Source organism: Leeia aquatica (assembly GCF_012641365.1).
Taxonomy (GTDB): Bacteria; Pseudomonadota; Gammaproteobacteria; order Burkholderiales; family Leeiaceae; genus Leeia; species Leeia aquatica.
Map to the genome: position 1 here is coordinate 1392629 of NZ_JABAIM010000001.1, position 16744 is coordinate 1409372.

20 protein-coding genes are annotated in these 16744 nt (G+C 62.6%); 8 read left to right on the top strand and 12 right to left on the bottom strand.

The features are described from left to right. Positions 1-4: 4 nt before the first annotated feature. Genes lolD through HF682_RS07215 form a run of 3 tightly spaced genes read right to left on the bottom strand, consistent with a single transcriptional unit; the run spans position 5 to position 2698 of the window. The gene (gene lolD / locus HF682_RS07205) at positions 5-691 is read right to left on the bottom strand and encodes a lipoprotein-releasing ABC transporter ATP-binding protein LolD (RefSeq protein WP_168876514.1); all 687 of its coding nucleotides are present in this window, start codon (positions 689-691) and stop codon (positions 5-7) included. Further along, entirely contained in the window at positions 684-1925 is a 1242-nt protein-coding gene (locus tag HF682_RS07210) for a lipoprotein-releasing ABC transporter permease subunit (RefSeq protein WP_168876515.1), read from the bottom strand. Before HF682_RS07210 ends, lolD begins: the two co-directional genes overlap by 8 nt. Positions 1926-1978: 53 nt before the next feature. After that, entirely contained in the window at positions 1979-2698 is a 720-nt protein-coding gene (locus tag HF682_RS07215; RefSeq protein WP_168876516.1) for a DUF1223 domain-containing protein, read from the bottom strand. A gap of 81 nt (positions 2699-2779) precedes the next feature. Here HF682_RS07215 and HF682_RS07220 point away from each other — a divergent pair, with 81 nt between their 5' ends. Together HF682_RS07220 and HF682_RS07225 are read left to right on the top strand one after the other, a co-directional pair. Then, positions 2780-3847 carry a hypothetical protein gene (locus HF682_RS07220; RefSeq protein WP_168876517.1) on the top strand — a complete coding sequence of 356 codons (1068 nt, stop codon included), beginning with the start codon at positions 2780-2782 and terminating at the stop codon, positions 3845-3847. Positions 3848-3919: 72 nt separating this feature from the next. Then, positions 3920-4624 (top strand): GNAT family N-acetyltransferase, encoded by a 705-nt coding sequence (locus HF682_RS07225; protein WP_168876518.1) that lies wholly within the window; start codon positions 3920-3922, stop codon positions 4622-4624. On the opposite strand, the gene HF682_RS07230 is transcribed toward HF682_RS07225, so the two are convergent. From HF682_RS07230 to HF682_RS07250, 5 genes are all read right to left on the bottom strand, one after another. After that, positions 4613-6457, bottom strand: a complete 1845-nt coding sequence (locus tag HF682_RS07230) for a GGDEF domain-containing protein (protein ID WP_168876519.1) — start codon at positions 6455-6457, stop codon at positions 4613-4615. The genes HF682_RS07225 and HF682_RS07230 overlap by 12 nt on opposite strands. Positions 6458-6922: 465 nt before the next feature. After that, positions 6923-7387: a DoxX family protein gene (locus HF682_RS07235; protein ID WP_168876520.1), complete on the bottom strand. Its 465-nt coding sequence runs from the start codon at positions 7385-7387 to the stop codon at positions 6923-6925. After that, entirely contained in the window at positions 7384-8151 is a 768-nt protein-coding gene (locus HF682_RS07240; protein ID WP_168876521.1) for an HvfC/BufC N-terminal domain-containing protein, read from the bottom strand. The genes HF682_RS07235 and HF682_RS07240 overlap by 4 nt, the downstream gene beginning before the upstream one ends. Continuing rightward, positions 8138-8995 (bottom strand): MNIO family bufferin maturase, encoded by an 858-nt coding sequence (gene bufB, locus HF682_RS07245; RefSeq protein ID WP_168876522.1) that lies wholly within the window; start codon positions 8993-8995, stop codon positions 8138-8140. The genes HF682_RS07240 and bufB overlap by 14 nt, the downstream gene beginning before the upstream one ends. A gap of 103 nt (positions 8996-9098) precedes the next feature. Continuing rightward, complete coding sequence (locus tag HF682_RS07250; RefSeq protein ID WP_168876523.1) at positions 9099-9359, bottom strand: BufA1 family periplasmic bufferin-type metallophore; 261 nt, start codon at positions 9357-9359, stop codon at positions 9099-9101. A gap of 238 nt (positions 9360-9597) precedes the next feature. Here HF682_RS07250 and greB point away from each other — a divergent pair, with 238 nt between their 5' ends. Continuing rightward, complete coding sequence (gene greB / locus HF682_RS07255) at positions 9598-10152, top strand: transcription elongation factor GreB (RefSeq protein WP_168876524.1); 555 nt, start codon at positions 9598-9600, stop codon at positions 10150-10152. Further along, complete coding sequence (gene nudC / locus HF682_RS07260; RefSeq protein ID WP_168876525.1) at positions 10153-10962, top strand: NAD(+) diphosphatase; 810 nt, start codon at positions 10153-10155, stop codon at positions 10960-10962. Positions 10963-10965: 3 nt separating this feature from the next. Here the strand turns inward: nudC and HF682_RS07265 are convergent, their stop codons facing one another. Together HF682_RS07265 and HF682_RS07270 are read right to left on the bottom strand one after the other, a co-directional pair. Beyond that, a complete protein-coding gene (locus tag HF682_RS07265) occupies positions 10966-11271 on the bottom strand; it encodes a hypothetical protein (protein WP_168876526.1) in 306 nt (101 codons plus the stop codon). A gap of 46 nt (positions 11272-11317) precedes the next feature. Continuing rightward, positions 11318-11908, bottom strand: coding sequence for an arylesterase (locus HF682_RS07270; RefSeq protein ID WP_240947075.1), 591 nt, complete (start codon positions 11906-11908; stop codon positions 11318-11320). Between the two features lie 15 nt (positions 11909-11923). On the opposite strand from HF682_RS07270, the gene HF682_RS07275 reads away from it, so the two are divergent. Next, complete coding sequence (locus HF682_RS07275) at positions 11924-12625, top strand: ABC transporter ATP-binding protein (RefSeq protein WP_168876527.1); 702 nt, start codon at positions 11924-11926, stop codon at positions 12623-12625. Here the strand turns inward: HF682_RS07275 and dusA are convergent. After that, positions 12589-13596, bottom strand: a complete 1008-nt coding sequence (gene dusA, locus HF682_RS07280; RefSeq protein ID WP_205881996.1) for a tRNA dihydrouridine(20/20a) synthase DusA — start codon at positions 13594-13596, stop codon at positions 12589-12591. The genes HF682_RS07275 and dusA overlap by 37 nt on opposite strands. Positions 13597-13717: 121 nt before the next feature. Between dusA and HF682_RS07285 the strand changes: the two genes are divergently transcribed. Both HF682_RS07285 and HF682_RS07290 read left to right on the top strand, forming a co-directional pair. Then, positions 13718-14401: a DUF4336 domain-containing protein gene (locus HF682_RS07285; protein ID WP_168876529.1), complete on the top strand. Its 684-nt coding sequence runs from the start codon at positions 13718-13720 to the stop codon at positions 14399-14401. 41 nt (positions 14402-14442) lie between these two features. Continuing rightward, a complete protein-coding gene (locus tag HF682_RS07290; protein WP_168876530.1) occupies positions 14443-14670 on the top strand; it encodes a sulfurtransferase TusA family protein in 228 nt (75 codons plus the stop codon). 3 nt (positions 14671-14673) lie between these two features. On the opposite strand, the gene HF682_RS07295 is transcribed toward HF682_RS07290, so the two are convergent. Further along, entirely contained in the window at positions 14674-15594 is a 921-nt protein-coding gene (locus HF682_RS07295; RefSeq protein WP_168876531.1) for a Rossmann-fold NAD(P)-binding domain-containing protein, read from the bottom strand. A gap of 54 nt (positions 15595-15648) precedes the next feature. On the opposite strand from HF682_RS07295, the gene HF682_RS07300 reads away from it, so the two are divergent. Continuing rightward, positions 15649-16680 (top strand): CDP-6-deoxy-delta-3,4-glucoseen reductase, encoded by a 1032-nt coding sequence (locus tag HF682_RS07300; protein ID WP_168876532.1) that lies wholly within the window; start codon positions 15649-15651, stop codon positions 16678-16680. The last annotated feature ends 64 nt before the right edge of the window (positions 16681-16744 follow it).

The following is a 16744-nucleotide window of genomic DNA, read 5'->3' on the forward strand; positions in this document are numbered from 1 at the left end:
CCGCTCAGCTTTCCGCGTTCAGGCGGCCATCCCGCAGACGGTAACGCTGCTGCATGCGTCCGGCGAGTTCCAGGTCGTGGGTCACCAGTACCAGGGCCGTGCCCAACTGCTGGTTCAGCTCCAGCATGCAATCAAACGCCTGGCGGGCGTTGTCACTATCGAGGTTACCGGTGGGTTCATCCGCCAGCAGGCAGGCCGGGCGGGTGACCAGCGCGCGGGCAATGGCCGTACGCTGACGCTCCCCCCCGGACAGCTCGCCGGGTTTGTGGGCGGCCCGCGCCGCCAGGCCCACTTGCTCCAGCAGGGCCAAGGCTTGCTTGCGGGCTTCAGCGGCAGGCTGCCGCCGGATCAGCAGCGGCAGGGCCACGTTTTCCAGCGCCGTCAGCTCCGGCAGCAGGTGGTGGAACTGGTAGACAAAACCCAGCGACTGATTACGGACTGCACTGCGCCGTGCCTCGCTCATGCTGGAGAAGGCTTGCCCGTTCAGACGGACTTCACCCTTGGCCGGCTTGTCCAGCCCGCCCAGCAAGTGCAGCAGGGTGCTCTTGCCGGAACCGGACGCGCCGATGATGGCCACCCGGTCGCCCGCGGCAATTTCCAGCTGGACCTCGCGCAATACGTCAACCGCGGTGGGCCCTTTACCGTACTGCTTACTCAGCGACACGGCCTGCAGGATAGGCGTTTTACTCATAGCGCAGGGCCTCCGCCGGTTGCACCCGTGATGCACGCCAGCTCGGATACAGGGTCGCTACAAAGGACAGGCTCAAGGAAATGGCGGCAATCCAGCCCACTTCATTCCAGTGCAGGTCGGACGGCAAGGTGGACATCATGTAGACCTCGGGCGGCACCAGCTGCATGCCCAGCACCCGCTCCAGCCACGGAATCAACACATCAATATTCAACGACAAGGCCACCCCGCCCACCACGCCAAGCGCAGTACCGATCAGGCCGGTAATCATGCCCTGCACGATGAAAATGGCGAGAATACTGCCGGGTTTGGCGCCCAGCGTGCGCAGGATGGCAATGTCCGCCTGCTTGTCGGTCACCAGCATCACCAAGGTGGAGACCAGATTGAAAGCCGCTACCATGATGATCAGGGTGAGGATGATGGTCAGCATCACCTTCTCGGTCTGCACTGCACGGAAATAGCTGGCGTTCTGCAAGGACCAGTCGGTGGCGTAGGTATCACGCGGCAATTGCGCCAGCAGCTGCAGCCGCAAGGTGGGCGCACGGTCGGGGTCGTCCAGCCGCACCCGCACCCCGCTCACCGCATCACCCAGCCGGTAGAGCTTTTGCGCATCCCGCAGATGAATCAGTGCCACATTGGCATCCACGATGTTGTAATCCATGTGGAAAATGCCGCTCACCGTAAATTGCTTCATGCGCGGGATCACGCCGGCGGGGGTGACCTGGCCATCGGGCGCCATCAGCACCACCTTGTCGCCCACGTAGACGCCCAGCTCACGCGCGAGCTGGGAGCCCAGCACGATGTTGAACGCGCCGCCCTGGAGGGCATCCAGCCGCCCCTGCCGCATATGCCCGGCAAAATCCACTACCTGCCCTTCCAGTGCCGGGTCCACGCCACGAATCAGCGCCCCCTTGACGTTGGATTCCCACGACAGCAAGCCTTGCGACTCCACATAGGGGGCCGCACCCAGCACATGCGGCTGCTGGCGTGCCAGTGTCCGCACCGCAGGCCAGTCCTGCAGCTGCGGCATGCCCTGCACTTCCAGATGCGCGGTGGTACCAAACATCTTGGCCCGAATTTCCTTCTGAAAGCCATTGACCACCGACAGCACGGTAATCAGCGCCAGTACCCCCAGCGCAATGCCGAGCATGGATGCCAGCGAGATGAAGGAAATGAAACTGTTGCGACGCTTGGCCCGCGTATAGCGCAAGCCCAGCATCAATTCAAAATGGCGCACCGCGCACCCCAGTCAGCAAGAAGTCGGCAGTGTGCCACAGCCACCGGCTGCCGTCAGCCCGGCACCGAGACACAGCGGTTCAAGGGCAGTGACACACTCTGCCAGACCTGGGGCGCATTCGGCGCATCGGCCCAGGCCACCAGTCGCGCCGCCTCGGCCACAGCAGGCAGCCGGATGGTCTGGCCATCGCCGGTCACTTCAGCCGACCACAGCACCGCATGCTGATGACTCAGGGTTCGACCGGCATTTTCCCCCCGGGCGATGGCGTGCGGGAACGGCGCGCGCGTCAAGGCCAGCTGGTAGCGTACTGGCACGCCCTCCGCCTTGCCCTGCAGTGCCACTTGCAGGCCTTGCGCATCCTGTGACAGCACCTGCAGTTGCAGGCTCACCCGCGCACGCGCCTGTCGGGCTGCCTGCACACGGCTGCCCTCCCAGGCTTCCAGTGAACGGCCATTGAGCATCACCTGCGGGGTATAGACCACATTGCCGCCTTCACGCTGTACCATCTGTCGCTGTCGCCGCGACCAGGCGGCTTGGCTCAAGGCATCGGTCCAGCCCAGTCCGTTCCAGTAATCCACATGCCAAGCCAATGCATTGACCTCCGGCGGCAGGCGGCCCAGCCAGGCGTCTGCCGGCGGGCAGCTGCTGCAGCCTTCCGAGGTATACAGCTCCACCAGCGGCTGCGGGTAGGCCGGGCTGCTCACCTGACACAAGGGTGCGGCTGCAAGCGGCAGCCAGCAGGCACTCAACCATCCCATCCAGCGATACACCATGATGCGTGCTCCTGTTGTTCCATTATCGGCTTGGTCGCACACCACCGCCGACGGCTTACAGTGCTGCGCTACAATGGACGCATGAAACTGAACCTCTACCTGCCCGGCCTGTGCTGGGCTGACGCCGACCCCGCGCTGTACCAGCAATTGCCGACCCCGGCACTGGACCTGCTGTTCCGCCGTGCCCGCCACCGCCCGTTGGGCCTCGACGGTCTGGCGGTACTGGCTGACCGCCTGGGCCTGCCTCAACCCTTGCCGCACGCTGCGCTGAGCGCCCTGGGACTGGGTCTGGATGCGGGTGAAGGCCACTGGCTGCACGCCGACCCGGTGAGCCTGCAACCCTCGCGTGGCGAGCTGATCCTGCTCGACAGCAGCCAGTTCAGCCTGAGCCGCGACGAGAGCGACGCGCTGCTGGCGGCGCTGAACACGCATTTTGCCGACGATGGCTTGCAGTTTGTCGCTGCCGATGCCACCCGCTGGTTCCTGCGCCTGCCCTCCGCCCCGGCGATGCACACCACGCCGCTGCTGCAGGTGTTGGGGCGGGATATCCACCCGCGGCTGCCCCAGGGCGAACAAGCCATGCACTGGCACCGTCTGCTCAATGAGCTGCAGATGTTGCTCTACCAGCATCCCGTCAACGATGTACGCGACCGACAGGGTGATCCGCTGCTCCACAGTGTCTGGCTATGGGGTGAAGGCGCACTCCCCCCGGCGCAACCCAGCAAACACGCCCTGCAGCTGTGGGCCGATGCGCCGCTGTGGCAAGGCATTGCCCGCTGGCAACAGCGCCCCATCCAGCCCTTGCCCGCCGATGGCACGCGCTGGCTGGCCTCCACCCCCACCGGCGAGCACCTGCTGGTCCTGCCCCAGCTACAGGCGGCCACGGCCTGGCAGGATGGCTGGCAGTGGCGCGAGGGGCTGCTGCAGCTGGAGCAGCGCTGGTTTGCCCCGCTGTGGCAAGCACTGTGCAAGGGCCATGTGCAGCAATTGAACCTGCTGTGGGAGGGACCACACGGTCTGGTCGGCAGCAGCCTGACTCCGGCCGTGCGCTGGCGCGTCTGGCAGCGCAGCCGTCCCTGGCATCAGCTGCGCATCACACTGGAACACTCCACCACACTGGCCCCTGCACTGGCACTGGATTGGCACTAAACACCCAGCCCAGTCATGGTTAGGCTAGGAGCCACTGTTTTTTAATCCTGATCCGATCCTGGAGTGTTCATCATGTCACGAGATCCTGTCATCAACCCGTTTGGGCAAGCCATTGGCTATCCGGTGGCGAACTGGCAAGCGCTGACCGGCCCTGAGCACATGGTGATGACTGGCCGTTATTGCCGGCTGGAGCCCTTGTCCCGCGCCCACTTTGATGGCCTGTGGCAGTGCCTGATGAGCGATGAGGCGCAAGATACCTGGACCTACCTGATGGACCATCCGGCCAGTCGTGCCGAATTCGACGCCTGGCTGAACAAGCGGGTCGACAGCACTGACCCACTGTTCTTTGCCATCCTTGATCAACAAACGGGTGCGGTACTGGGTCAAGCCAGCTATTTGCGCATCGACCGCAAGGAAGGCGCAGTCGAAGTCGGCTGGTTGCACTATAGCCCGACGCTGCAACGCAGCCGGATCGCCACCGAAGCGATGTATCTGATGATGAAGCAGGCGTTTGCCTGGGGCTACCGCCGCTACGAATGGAAGTGCAACAGCCTCAACGCACCGTCTTGCCGCGCCGCGGTGCGCCTGGGCTTCACCTTTGAAGGCATCCACCGTCAGGTGCGGGTCGACCGTGGCCATAACCGGGACACCGCCTGGTACAGCATCCTTGACCATGAGTGGCCGCGTATCTCGGTGGAGCTGGGGCGCTGGCTGTCGCCGGACAACTTTGCGCCGGATGGTCAGCAGCGCAGCCGCCTGGACCTGTCAGCAGCCTGAGACGGGTTGCCCGGCCGGGCCACGGGTGACCACCAGGATCACCGGCTCCTGACCGGGCTCTACCACGGCCAGTGTGCTGCCGGGGCACTGCTTGGCGCGCTTTTTCATCAGGGCCGCCTGCTCTGCCAGTGCATGATGGGTCATGCTGCCCTGCCCGGACACCACCACGGCGCCCAGGGAAAGACTGGTCAGCGGGAACTGCCCCTCCTGCCCGGTACGGTCTGTGGCATGCAGTCGCCCCTGGCGTCGATGCTCAGGATCAAACAGGTGCGCGGCCTCTTCGTCAAAGCGAAACAGGGCATGCCGACAGCGTGATTCCCAATCGGCGCTGCGCATCAGCAGCATGAAGTCATCGCCGCCAATATGGCCAATGAAGTCCAGCTCGGCATGGCAGGCGTCCACCAGGATGCGTCCGGTCAGGCGAATCAGGTCGTCCCCTTGCCGGTAGCCATACAGATCATTGAACGGCTTGAAATGGTCCAGATCGGCATAGCAGGCAACAAACGGCGTAGCCTCCGCCAACAGCCGGTCAACTTGTTCGTCGATCGGTACATTGCCTGGCAACTGGGTCAGCGGGTTGGCATAACGGGCGGCGGTCAGCTGCTGCGCTGTAATGGCCCGCATCAGGTCAAAGGCACTGCCAACGCCCTGATACAGACCTCCATCGGTAATGACAAAGCCCTTGCCCAATTGTGCTCGCCCGCCCTCCAGCACCTGTTGGCTCAGGTGCGTCAACGCGGTATTGGCTTCTACCACCAGCGCATCCGCATCCATCAGTACCCGGCAGGGGCGACGGCCATACAGGTCGCGCTTGAACGGGCCAGCAAACAGCTCCAGCAAGGTTTGCCGGTCCAGCATGCCCAGCGGACGGCCATGATCGACCACCGGCAGAGCCACCAGATCCGGCTCACGGGCAAAGCGCTGGTAGACCGCCTCGCAATGCACATCCGGTGCGACCGGCTCAACCCGATGCAGCAGGGAGTGCGCCACCACTTGCCCCGGGCGGGCATTGCGCTGCTGGTGGGCACGGCGAGCCTCGCTCTGAATGGTGGCGACCACATCCTGATCCAGCGGCGTTACCGCTTCTGGCTGTGGCTTGCCCAAAAAATAGCCTTGACCGTAGCTAACCCCGAGTTCCTGCAGCACCCGCAGTTCACGATGGCTTTCAATGCCTTCGGCGATCAGCAAGGCGCCGGACAGGGTGCACAGCTGCTGTATGGTCTGGGTAAAGTGCCGCTTCATGGGCTCCGCGTCGATTTCCTGCACAAAGTGCATGTCCATCTTCACGTAAGCGGGCTTGAGCTCATGCCAGCGACGCAGGCTGGAATAACCCGCGCCGAGGTCATCCAGCGCCAGCGCAAAACCGGCCTGACGATAGGGGTCCAGACTGCGCAGCAGTTGCGTCAAACTGGCGACCGGGCGTTCCTCGGTCAGCTCCAGCACCAGCTGCGAGGGGCGCATGTCCAGTTCTGCCAGCTGTTGCTGCAACTGCTCGCTGGAAAAACCGGGACTAAAGAAACAATCGGCAGAGGTATTGAGAAACAGCTGACCCGGCAAGCCCTGTTCGGCAAACGCCCGCAGGATCACCTTGCGGCAGCAGGCCTCCAGCTGTAGTAGCAGCCCATGCCGTGAAGCTACCTCAAACAGCGCCAGCGGCGTTGCCAGCACGCTGCCTTGCGGACCACGGATCAAACCCTCAAAGCCGAGGACGCGCCCCTGCCGCAGGTCCACAATGGGCTGAAAGCAGGCATGCAAGGCCTGCTCGTGCAGCAATTGCACCAGCAGACCCAGCGTTTCATCCCGCTCAGTCCGGCTCAAGACGTGTAAGGACACCTCATCCCGCCTGTCAGTTTTGCAGGTCCATAATGCGGACAAGCTTACGGCGGGTGTATTACTGGGCCATGACAGGCCGGCCGGGGAACAGCCCGTACTTCATGCACACAGAACATGTGCCGGCGTGTGGGGCAGCTGTGGATAAGCCCCGCAACACCCTGTTGTTGTGGCACTTTTACTGCTTGCCCAAAAAACAGGCAACCCCTGCCCTCAGGCCTCGTCAGGGCTTTGATTCAGCCCACCCACCGCACTCATGCACAGCGAAGTTGAACCGGGCTGAGGGCAAGCTGTGGATGGGTGGGGTAAGCCCCTGTTCACAAAACACTTTTATGGGTTGCGCAAAAAATGGTCAGCGCCAGATTTTACCCACGCACAGCCTGAATGCAAACGGGGACAGCCTGTGGAAAACCGTGCTAAACCCATGAACAGGCAACGGTTTTCCACCTTGACCAAAAAACAGTCAATTCAGACAGCAGCAGGCACCTTGCTGCGCCATAAGGACCAGCGACCACTGCCCTGTGCCACCAGCACCAGAATCAGCAAGCCCCACTCCAGATGGTCCAGCGCCGCCGCATGAGCATTGGGTAGCAACAGCACATGCCGGTAGGACACAAACGCCATCAGGTTGATCATGAACAGGCTGGCAGCGGCAAAGCGGCCAAAAATCCCCAAGAGCAGCAATACCGGCATCACCAGCTCGCCAAAGGTGCCCATCACTGCCGCAAGTTCCGGCGGCAGCAGGGGGACGTGATATTCCTCACTGAACAGCAACAGCGTGGTATCCCAGTCGCGCAGCTTGGTCAGCCCGGAGAGGAAAAACACACGAAACAGGTACAGTCTTAACAGCAACAACACCAAAGGATTCAGCCAGGCGGCCAGTGTTTCTCCGGCCTGGTGCCATTGGCAGAGCCGCGCTAATGTCTTGTTCATTCCTCTTCACTCCAGTGTGCTTCGCACAGGATCGTCCTGTGCATCCAGTCTTGCAGCAATGGCCCCGGCTCGAACCCCGCATCACAGCGTAATGCCGTATCCAGCGCCTCGGCAAACGGCCGCTGTTGCATCACCGCCTGCATGAAGGCCGCTTCTGCCGCCGTGATCGACTCGACGTGCAGCAGCAGCCCCTCCCGCCAGACACGTACCGCACCGCCGCCCTGCCCCAGATCGACCTCCGGCACCTCATCCAGCCCCGGCTGGTGTGCCGCCCAGATGGCAGTCAGCGGCCAGGGTGAATCCATCAAACCCACTGAGGGGTGCAAGACAAAGCGCAGCTGTGCAATCTGCTGCGGCGGACACGCCGCCAACAGCGCGGGGCTCAGCCCCGCCCGGTCTGCGGCGTAATACGCCCGGTGCAATTGCCACTCCAGGCGGGCCACATCCGGCAGATAGGAATAGTCCGCCACTGGCGGAAACGTCTGCAGGAAATCAGCCAGCCCTGAACCATAGTCGTGCAGGTTGCCACTTTCTGACAGATGATCACGCACAAAGCGCTGGGCCAGCGCCTGGAAGAAATCCTCACCCAGCAGCTGCTGCAAGATGGGGTAAGCGCCCTTGAGTGCCTCCACCCGGTTGCCCTGGTGATTGTTACGGTAAGCCGCAATCCGCGCCGGGCTGTGGGTGTCGAACAGGGCGGCGGGCGCCTCTTCACCCAGCAAAACGGCGGCCATGCCTGCCAGCTGTTGCTCAAGCGAGGGCATGGTTCACCTCCGTGCGGGACCGGTGCTGCTGCAGGCGACGGCTGACTTCTTGGTATTCAATCAGCAGCTCGGTCAAGGGCGAAATATTGCCGTCCCGCTCCAGCAAGGTCGGCTGCGGCCCAAAGCGCTGCCAGGCTTGCTCCAGCAACGCCCATACCGGCTCGATCACGGCGGCGTCGTGGGTATCGAGCAGGAAACCATCACCCTGACTGTGGCCGGCAATATGGATCTCCTGCACCGCACCACACGGCAAGGCGGCCAGAAAGGCCTGCGGGTCCAGCCCGAGGTTGATCTGGTTGACGTAGACGTTGTTGACATCGAGCAGGATGCCGCAGCCGGTACGGCGATGCAGCTCGGCCAGCAGCGCGGCCTCGTCGGTGTCGGCCCCGGCAAAGCGCACATAGGCCGAGACATTCTCGATCAGCACCGTGCGCCCCAATGCATCCTGCAGCTGGTTTACCTTGTCCGCCACATGCAGCAAGGCATCCTGACGGTAAGGCAAGGGCAGCAGGTCATTGAACACGGTGTCGCCCACCCGGTTCCAGCTCAGGTGCTCCGACACGCCATGCGGCTCGATTTCGCGCACCAGGTGCTGCAAGGCCGTCAGGTGGCGCAGATCCAGCGGGCCGGGATTGCCCAGCCCCATGCCCACGCCGTGCAGGCTGATCGGGTAGTCGGCGCGCACCCGCCGCAGCGCGTCGAGATTACGGCCACCGCCAAAATAGTTTTCGCTGTGTACTTCCCACCATGCCACATCCGGGCGTTGCTGCACCACATCGCGCACATGCGGACTGCGCAAGCCCAAACCCGCTGCCAGCGGCAAACCTTGCTTGACCGATACCACGGCCCTCTCCTGTCAAATCCTGCAAACACAACGGGCCGCCGATCCCGAAGGACACAGCGGCCCGCATGGGCAGGCATTGTGCCGCCCAAACAACCGTTCAGACTCAGCTGGCGGGCTTCAGCTTGCCGCCCATTTTCACGCAGCTGCCTGCCGCCACGTACTTCCACTCGTTCGGGTCATTACTGGTGGTGGATTGACCAGCGCAGCTGTGCGAGCCATTGGCCGAAGCGCAGTCATTCTGGCCAGCCTTGGTGATACCGTAGCACTTTTCCTTGGCGCCATCGGCCTGGGCCACGCCGCTGGTCAGGCTGAGCGCCAGCAAACCGGAGACGGCGCCGAGCATCAGTGCGTGTTTCTTGTCCATGAAATTACTCCTTGTTGAGTTGGGCTACCCTGCCGGCAGCGTAAGGGAAAACATAAGCGATTGCAGATGAATGAATCCTGAACTACGTCGGACCTTTTCCTTCGGGTTCTGTTCCCTCGGCTTCAACTGCAACCTTCCTGCTGCTTGGTCAGGCGTGACCCCGTTATTCTTACAGGCATTTGGAAAAAAATCTGCCTGCAGGTAGCATAGTTCACCAGCAGCCATCACACCATGCCCCATGAGCAAAGCCTTTACCCGCGAAAACGATCAGGACGACGATGATGATCTGGGCGGTGCCCCGCCTGTTCCGTCCGGCAGCAAGAACTACATGACCCCCAAAGGGCACCGTCGCATGCAAGATGAGCTGCGGCAATTGGTCACCACCACCCGCCCGGAGCTGGTGCAGGTGGTCAGCTGGGCCGCCAGCAATGGTGATCGCTCGGAAAATGGCGATTATCTGTATGGCAAGAAGCGGCTGCGCGAAATCGACCGTCGCATCCGCTTCCTCACCAAGCGGCTGGAACAGGCGGAAGTGGTGCCGACCACCCGCACCGATACCGACCAGGCGTTTTTTGGTGCCACTGTCTGCTATAGCCATGCCGACGGGGTGGAGCGGACCGTGTCCATTGTCGGGCTGGACGAAATCGACCCGGCGCGTGGCTATGTCAGCTGGATTTCACCGATTGCCCGCGCGCTGAACAAAGCCCGCGCTGGCGATGTGGTGCGCCTGCAAACCCCGAATGGCTGGGAAGAACTGGACGTACTCGACGTCCGCTACGAGGATCTGGACTGAATGTTGCCCTCTCGCTTTGAACCGGCATTAACCCCGCCTGCAGACAGCCAGGCAGCGCCACTCTACTTTGTGTTCCGCAACGGTGAGCTGCTGCTGCAGGGTGAACCGGCACAACTGGCGCCTCTTCCGGCCCAGACCGACGGGCTGCATTATCTGGGCCAGCTGGAAGACACCCCTTGCTACACCGCCCACTACCCGCATGACGATACGCCAGAGGGCTGCCAGTGGGTGGGCCTGCGGGCCAGCCACGCGCTGATTGGCAATGAGCTGTTCCAGATTGCCGGGCGTGCCAGCCAGATTCTGGAATGGGACCGCAGCCATCGTTTCTGCGGCGTCTGCGGCAACCCGACCCGGATCAAGCCGGGTGAGCGGGCGCGTGAGTGCACCGCCTGCGGGCATCAGGTCTGGCCGCGTATCAGCCCGGCCATGATGGTGCTGGTTCGCCGTGGCAAACAGCTGCTGATGGCACGCGGCCCACACTTCCCGCCGGGGGTTTACAGCGCGCTGGCGGGCTTTGTCGAAGCCGGCGAATCGCTGGAACAGACGGTACACCGCGAGGTGCGTGAAGAGGTCGGCGTACGCATCCACAACCTGCGCTACTTCCACAGCCAGAGCTGGCCGTTTCCGCACTCGCTGATGCTGGCCTTTACCGCAGACTATCTGGAGGGTGAGCTCACTCCGGATCTGTACGAGATCGAGGACGCGCGCTGGTTTGACATCGACGACCTGCCAAACTGGCCGTTCAAGGCCAGTATTGCGCACCAGCTATTGAGCCACGTGGTGGCACAGATCCGTCAGGAAGAAGGCTGAGACTCAGGCGGCGGGGGTTTCTTCTGCCGCTGGTGCCACCTCTTCCGCCTTGGCTTCCAGCTCGGCGGCCTCCTTTGGGTGACGCCGCCGCCAGTGCAACCAGTGCAGCACATCGTGCAGCACCTGCTTGCCACTCTTGACGCCTTGCATGCCCAGCCAGACCGTCCACCACAATACGATCACCAGCAGCGGCCCCCAGGATGGGGACTGCAGCAGCACGTGCAGCACCAGCCCGAGCAAAGCCGCCCCACCAGCCAGGCAGAGGCCGCCGAACAGCATGTCGAGCAGGGAGAGGGGACGAGGGGGCATATCGGCCATTATAGCCGGGTGACCGCGCAAGAGACAGCCAACACCATTATTTCAGCAGCGGTTTGAGATAGGGCCAGATCGCTTCCAGCAGCAAGGGTTGCGCTGCCGCTACCGGATGGATGCCATCCACCTGGAACGCCTCGCGCTTGCCCGCCAAGGGGGCCAGGAACAAGGGCATCAGGCGAACTTGTCGCTGCTCGGACACCTGACGGTACACCGCACTGAACTTCTCGTTGTAGGCCTTGCCATAGTTGGCAGGCATCTGCATGCCGACCAGCAGCACCTTGGCGCCAGCCTGCTGGCTCAGCTGCACAATGGCAGACAGGTTGTCCGTGGTGGTATTGAGCGGCAGTCCGCGCAGAGCATCGTTGCCACCCAGCTCGACGATGACAATGCCCGGCCGGTGCTGCTGCAGCAGTACAGCCACGCGACTACGGCCACCGGCACTGGTTTCACCCGATACACTGGCATTGACCACCTGATGCTGACCCGCTACCTTCTTGCCCAGCAGGTCAACCCAGCCTTGGTCACGTTGCAAACCATAACCGGCGGACAGACTGTCCCCCAGCACCAGAATGGTAGCCGCATGGGCCATGCCGACCAGCAGGCCTGACAATCCGAATACGATACGACGCAAGGTATATTTCCTTCCATGACTGATACAACGGCCATCCTGCAAGCCACCCGTCTCGGGCGCACGGTTCAAGTCCACGATCAGGCCCTGCCCTTGCTGCAGGACATCCACCTGACGGTTCACGCCGGTGAAACCCTGGCGGTGGTGGGCCGCTCCGGTTCGGGCAAATCCACATTGCTGGCCTTGCTGGCCGGACTGGACCAGTTTGACCACGGCGACGTGCAGTTGTTCGGCCAGTCACTGGCCGGGCTGGATGAGGATGGCCGAGCCCGTTTGCGTGCAGGCCGGGTCGGCTTTGTGTTTCAGAACTTCCAGCTGTTGCCCACGCTGAGCGCACTGGAGAATGTGCGTTTGCCACTGGAGCTGGCTGGCGACCGTGAAGCCGATGCCCGTGCGCGAGACATGTTACAGCAAGTGGGCCTGGCCGAGCGCATCGAGCACATGCCGGCACAGTTATCCGGTGGTGAGCAGCAGCGGGTAGCGCTGGCGCGCGCCTTTGTCATCCGCCCGCAATTGCTGTTTGCCGATGAGCCGACAGGCAACCTTGATGCCCATACTGGCGAGCAGATCAGTGATTTACTGTTTGACCTCAACCAGCGCTTCGGCACCACACTGGTGCTGATTACCCATGATGAGGAGCTGGCACGCCGCTGTCAGCGCCGGTTGACTTTGGCGGGGGGCCGTCAGCTGGCAGAAGCGATGGAGTCGTCCACCACCTGAGCCAGGGCCTCCAGCAGCAGTTGCGGGTCATTGGCCTTGAGGCGGCTGGCGTCAGACAGCATGCGCCGCCACACCCGCGCACCAAAGCAGCCCTGGAACAAACCCAGGATGTGGCGTGCCATGAACTTGAGCGGCACCCCGGCCTGCAGTTCCTGTTCGACAAAGGGCAGGAAAGCCTGCAGCACTTCAGTCCGGGTCGGCACGGGGTGGTTGTCACCATACAGCCGGGCATCCGCCTGCACCAGTGCGTAAGGGTTATGGTAGGCCTCGCGGCCGATCATCACGCCGTCAACGTGCTGCAAATGCGCTTCCGCCTGCGCCAGCGTCGTGATGCCGCCGTTGATGAGGATTTCCAGCTCAGGAAATGCAGCTTTCAGCTGGTAGACATAAGGGTATTTCAGCGGCGGGATTTCCCGGTTTTCCTTGGGGGAGAGGCCCTTGAGGATGGCATTGCGGGCATGCACGATGAACACCGTGGTCTGGCTGTGCCGCGCCACCGTCTCCACAAAGTGGCGGAGGTAATCGTAATGCTCCACCTCATTGATGCCGATGCGGTGCTTCACCGTCACCGGAATCGACACCTGGTCCTGCATCGCCTGCAGACATTCCGCTACCAGCGCGGGCTCAGCCATCAAGCAGGCGCCAAAGGAGCCGGATTGCACCCGCTCGCTGGGGCAGCCGACATTAAGGTTCACCTCGTCGTAGCCCCATTGCTCTGCCAGCCTGGCACAGCGCGCCAGATCAGCCGGATCGCTGCCCCCCAGCTGCAGCGCCACCGGTTGTTCCAGCGGGTCAAAGCGCAGGAAGCGCTCGCGGTCACCATGCAAGATGGCCCCCGTATTGACCATCTCGGTATACAGCCAGGTATGGCGGCTGATCTGGCGGAAAAAGTAGCGGTAAAAGCGGTCGGTCCAGTCCAGCATCGGCGCAATCGCCAGTCGCCGGGGCGGCAGGGTAGTCATGTCAGGCAGGGGTCGTGCAAAAGGATGGCATGCTACCTGAAGGCCCTGCTGCGCGGCAAAGTTTCCGACAGGCGTTGCTGCTGGGCAGCAAGACCGTTAGAGTAAGCTTTTCCTGCTGACGAGCCCGACCATGACCTTGCACGCCCTGGCCCCCAATCTGTGGCACGCCCAACATCAGTTCAGCGTTTTTGGCATCCAGGCCAGTTCGCGCATGACGGTGGTCCGCTTTGCCAATGGGCAACTGTGGCTGCATTCACCGATCCGGCTGACCCCGGAGCTGCAAGCCGCGGTCAGCAATTTGGGCGAGGTGACCTGGCTGGTGGCCCCCAGCAAGATGCATCACCTGTTTGTGGGAGACTGGCAGCAGGCCTTCCCTCAGGCCAAACTGTACGGGCCACGCGGTCTGGCACGCAAACGCCCGGACTTGACCACCCTGCAGCCGCTCCCTGAGCAGGCCTTGCCGGAATGGGCGGATGAGCTGTTGCAACTGCCTATCCGGGGCATCCCGGCGATGGGCGAGTCGGTCTGGCTGCACCGCGCCAGCGAAACCCTGATCCTGACCGATCTGTGCATGTGGATCATGGGTGACGTCCCCGCCAGCAGCCGCGCTTACGCCAGCCTGATGGGCGTGCGCAAGGCACCCAACGTGTCGCGACTGGTGCGTTTCGTCACCCGCGACAAGCCCGCCGCGCGAGACAGCGTCCGGCAGATGCTGCAATGGCCGATCTTGCGGGTGATCCTCGGCCACAATACAGTGCTGGAGCAGGATGCCAAGGCCACCTTGCAGCAGGCCCTCAGCTGGTTTGAACGCTGAGCCCGCTGTGCGACAATAAAACATTCTGCTGGAATGGCATCATGCACATCGACCGCGACATTGACCTCAAAGGGCTGAACTGCCCGCTGCCCATTTTGCGCACCAAGAAGGCACTGGCCGACATGAGCAGCGGCCAGACGCTACAGGTGTGGGCCACCGACCCCGGCACCCCGACCGACTTCGCCCAGTTTTGCCGCCAGACCGGGCATCAACTGCTGCTGTCCGAGCAGGTCGACGGGGCTTTCCACTTTGTGCTGCAGCGCAAGTAAGGCCTAGGCCCCGCGTGTCACCCCCAGCTCACGCAAGCCCTCCACCACCGTCGGGTAGCGCAAGCGATAGCGCAGTTCCCGCTTCAGCCGCTGGTTCTCCAGCTGGCGCGACTCATTGAGGAAAGACAACAAGCCGGGTGACAGCTGCTGTTGCGCTTCAGCACGGCTGATACGCGGCGGACGCGACAAGTGCAGGGCATCGGCCACGGCATCGAAGTAGTCTCCCATTTTTTGCCGGGAATCATCGCAGGCGTGGTACACCCGCTGCGGCCTGCCCCGAAACAATGCTGCCGCTACGATTCCGGCAAGGTCATCAGCATGGATGTGATTGGTATAGCTGTCCTCTGCTGCGTGCAGCGCCGCTGTACCGGCGCGCAACCGTGCTTCCGGCAAGCGCACTGCGGCATAAATGCCGGGTACCCGCAGGATACTCAGCCGCCGCCGGGCGGAGCGACCCCAATGCCGCAGGCGCTGCTCTGCTTCGACCCGACGCAAGGCACGCGGATTGCGCGCCGCCAAGGGCCGGGTTTCCGGCACCGCTGCCCCGCCACAATCTCCATACACACCGCTGGTACTGATGTAGACCATGCCTTGTGGTAAACTGTTGAATTTGCTTGAGTCTGCGCGGGACAGCATCGCCAGCAGGCGGCGTCCACGAGGGTCATCCCGCCCGTCCGGATCCGGTGGCGCCAGCATCACCACATGGCGAACGAAACCGAGCCGACGGGTGGAAACCGGCCAGCGGTCGAGATCCCCCGGCAAGATGTGTGCGCCTTGCGCACGCCAGCGCTCGGCGCGCTCCGGATTGCGCAGCAGTGCGTACACGCGAAACCGGGGCAGCAGCCACGGCAGCAGACGCCAGGCAATATCGCCGCACCCCACCAGCAGCAGGGCGGGTTTACGACGATGCAAGGGTATTTTCATGGGCAGGATCCTCGGACACGCACCGGTATCCGCACAACAGGGAACGTTAACGTCATGTCTCGCCAAGTCACTTTGCAACCCAGCGGCCACCAGTTTACCGCAAATGAGGGTGAAACCATCCTGGACGCCGCCATGCGCGCTGGATACAACCTGCCCTACAGCTGCCGCAATGGTGCGTGCGGCTCGTGCAAAGGCAATGTACTGGAAGGCACGGTTGATTATGGCAACCATTCTGCCAATGCCCTGAGTGAGACTGACAAAGCGGCGGGCAAGGCGCTGTTCTGCTGCGCCGTACCGCAGGGTGATGTGACACTGGAAGTGCGTGAAGTAGCCGGCGCCAAGGACATTGTGGCCCGCACCCTGCCGTGCCGGGTACAGTCGATCGACAAGCCGGCAGACGATGTTGCCGTGCTGTCGCTGAAGCTGCCGACCAACGAGCGCCTGCAATTCATGGCAGGCCAGTACATCGACATCCTGATGAAGGATGGCAAACGTCGCAGCTTTTCGCTGGCCAATGCCCCGCATGATGACGAATTCCTGCAACTGCATATCCGGCACGTGGCGGGGGGCAGCTTCTCCGACTATGTGTTCAATGGCATGAAAGAGCGCGAGATCATGCGCTTCAACGGCCCGCATGGCAGCTTTTTCCTGCGCGAAGACAGCGACAAGCCGATGATCCTGCTGGCCAGCGGCACCGGTTTTGCGCCGATCAAAGGGATAGTCGAGCATATGCTGCACGAACAGTGCGACCGCCCGGTGGTGTTCTACTGGGGCGCGCGCCGTCCCAAAGACTTGTACATGTTTGAGCTGGCCGCAAGCTGGCAGACCCTGCACCCCAACTTCAGCTTCATTCCGGTGGTCTCGGATGCACTGCCAGAAGACCAGTGGCAGGGCCGTACTGGCTTTGTGCACCAGGCGGTGCTGGACGATTTTGCCGATCTGTCCGGTTATCAGGTATACGCTTGCGGTGCCCCCATCGTGGTGGAGGCCGCCCACAATGCCTTTACACGTGAGCGGGGCCTGCCAGAAGACGAGTTCTTCTCGGATGCCTTCTTTCTGTCCAAGGACATGAAGCCCAACGGTTGAAACGGCAGCGGCAACCTCTCGTCTGCCAAACCATATTGATGTTTGGCGGGCTGACTATAGTACA

Excerpts from the sequence above, each read along its gene's own strand:
- lolD (WP_168876514.1), bottom strand. The coding sequence starts at position 691 with ATGAGTAAAACGCCTATCCTGCAGGCCGTGTCGCTGAGTAAGCAGTAC.
- HF682_RS07215 (WP_168876516.1), bottom strand. The coding sequence starts at position 2,698 with ATGGTGTATCGCTGGATGGGATGGTTGAGTGCCTGCTGGCTGCCGCTT.
- HF682_RS07220 (WP_168876517.1), top strand. The coding sequence starts at position 2,780 with ATGAAACTGAACCTCTACCTGCCCGGCCTGTGCTGGGCTGACGCCGAC.
- HF682_RS07225 (WP_168876518.1), top strand. The coding sequence starts at position 3,920 with ATGTCACGAGATCCTGTCATCAACCCGTTTGGGCAAGCCATTGGCTAT.
- HF682_RS07235 (WP_168876520.1), bottom strand. The coding sequence starts at position 7,387 with ATGAACAAGACATTAGCGCGGCTCTGCCAATGGCACCAGGCCGGAGAA.
- HF682_RS07240 (WP_168876521.1), bottom strand. The coding sequence starts at position 8,151 with ATGCCCTCGCTTGAGCAACAGCTGGCAGGCATGGCCGCCGTTTTGCTG.
- HF682_RS07250 (WP_168876523.1), bottom strand. The coding sequence starts at position 9,359 with ATGGACAAGAAACACGCACTGATGCTCGGCGCCGTCTCCGGTTTGCTG.
- greB (WP_168876524.1), top strand. The coding sequence starts at position 9,598 with ATGAGCAAAGCCTTTACCCGCGAAAACGATCAGGACGACGATGATGAT.
- nudC (WP_168876525.1), top strand. The coding sequence starts at position 10,153 with ATGTTGCCCTCTCGCTTTGAACCGGCATTAACCCCGCCTGCAGACAGC.
- HF682_RS07265 (WP_168876526.1), bottom strand. The coding sequence starts at position 11,271 with ATGCCCCCTCGTCCCCTCTCCCTGCTCGACATGCTGTTCGGCGGCCTC.
- HF682_RS07275 (WP_168876527.1), top strand. The coding sequence starts at position 11,924 with ATGACTGATACAACGGCCATCCTGCAAGCCACCCGTCTCGGGCGCACG.
- HF682_RS07285 (WP_168876529.1), top strand. The coding sequence starts at position 13,718 with ATGACCTTGCACGCCCTGGCCCCCAATCTGTGGCACGCCCAACATCAG.
- HF682_RS07290 (WP_168876530.1), top strand. The coding sequence starts at position 14,443 with ATGCACATCGACCGCGACATTGACCTCAAAGGGCTGAACTGCCCGCTG.
- HF682_RS07295 (WP_168876531.1), bottom strand. The coding sequence starts at position 15,594 with ATGAAAATACCCTTGCATCGTCGTAAACCCGCCCTGCTGCTGGTGGGG.
- HF682_RS07300 (WP_168876532.1), top strand. The coding sequence starts at position 15,649 with ATGTCTCGCCAAGTCACTTTGCAACCCAGCGGCCACCAGTTTACCGCA.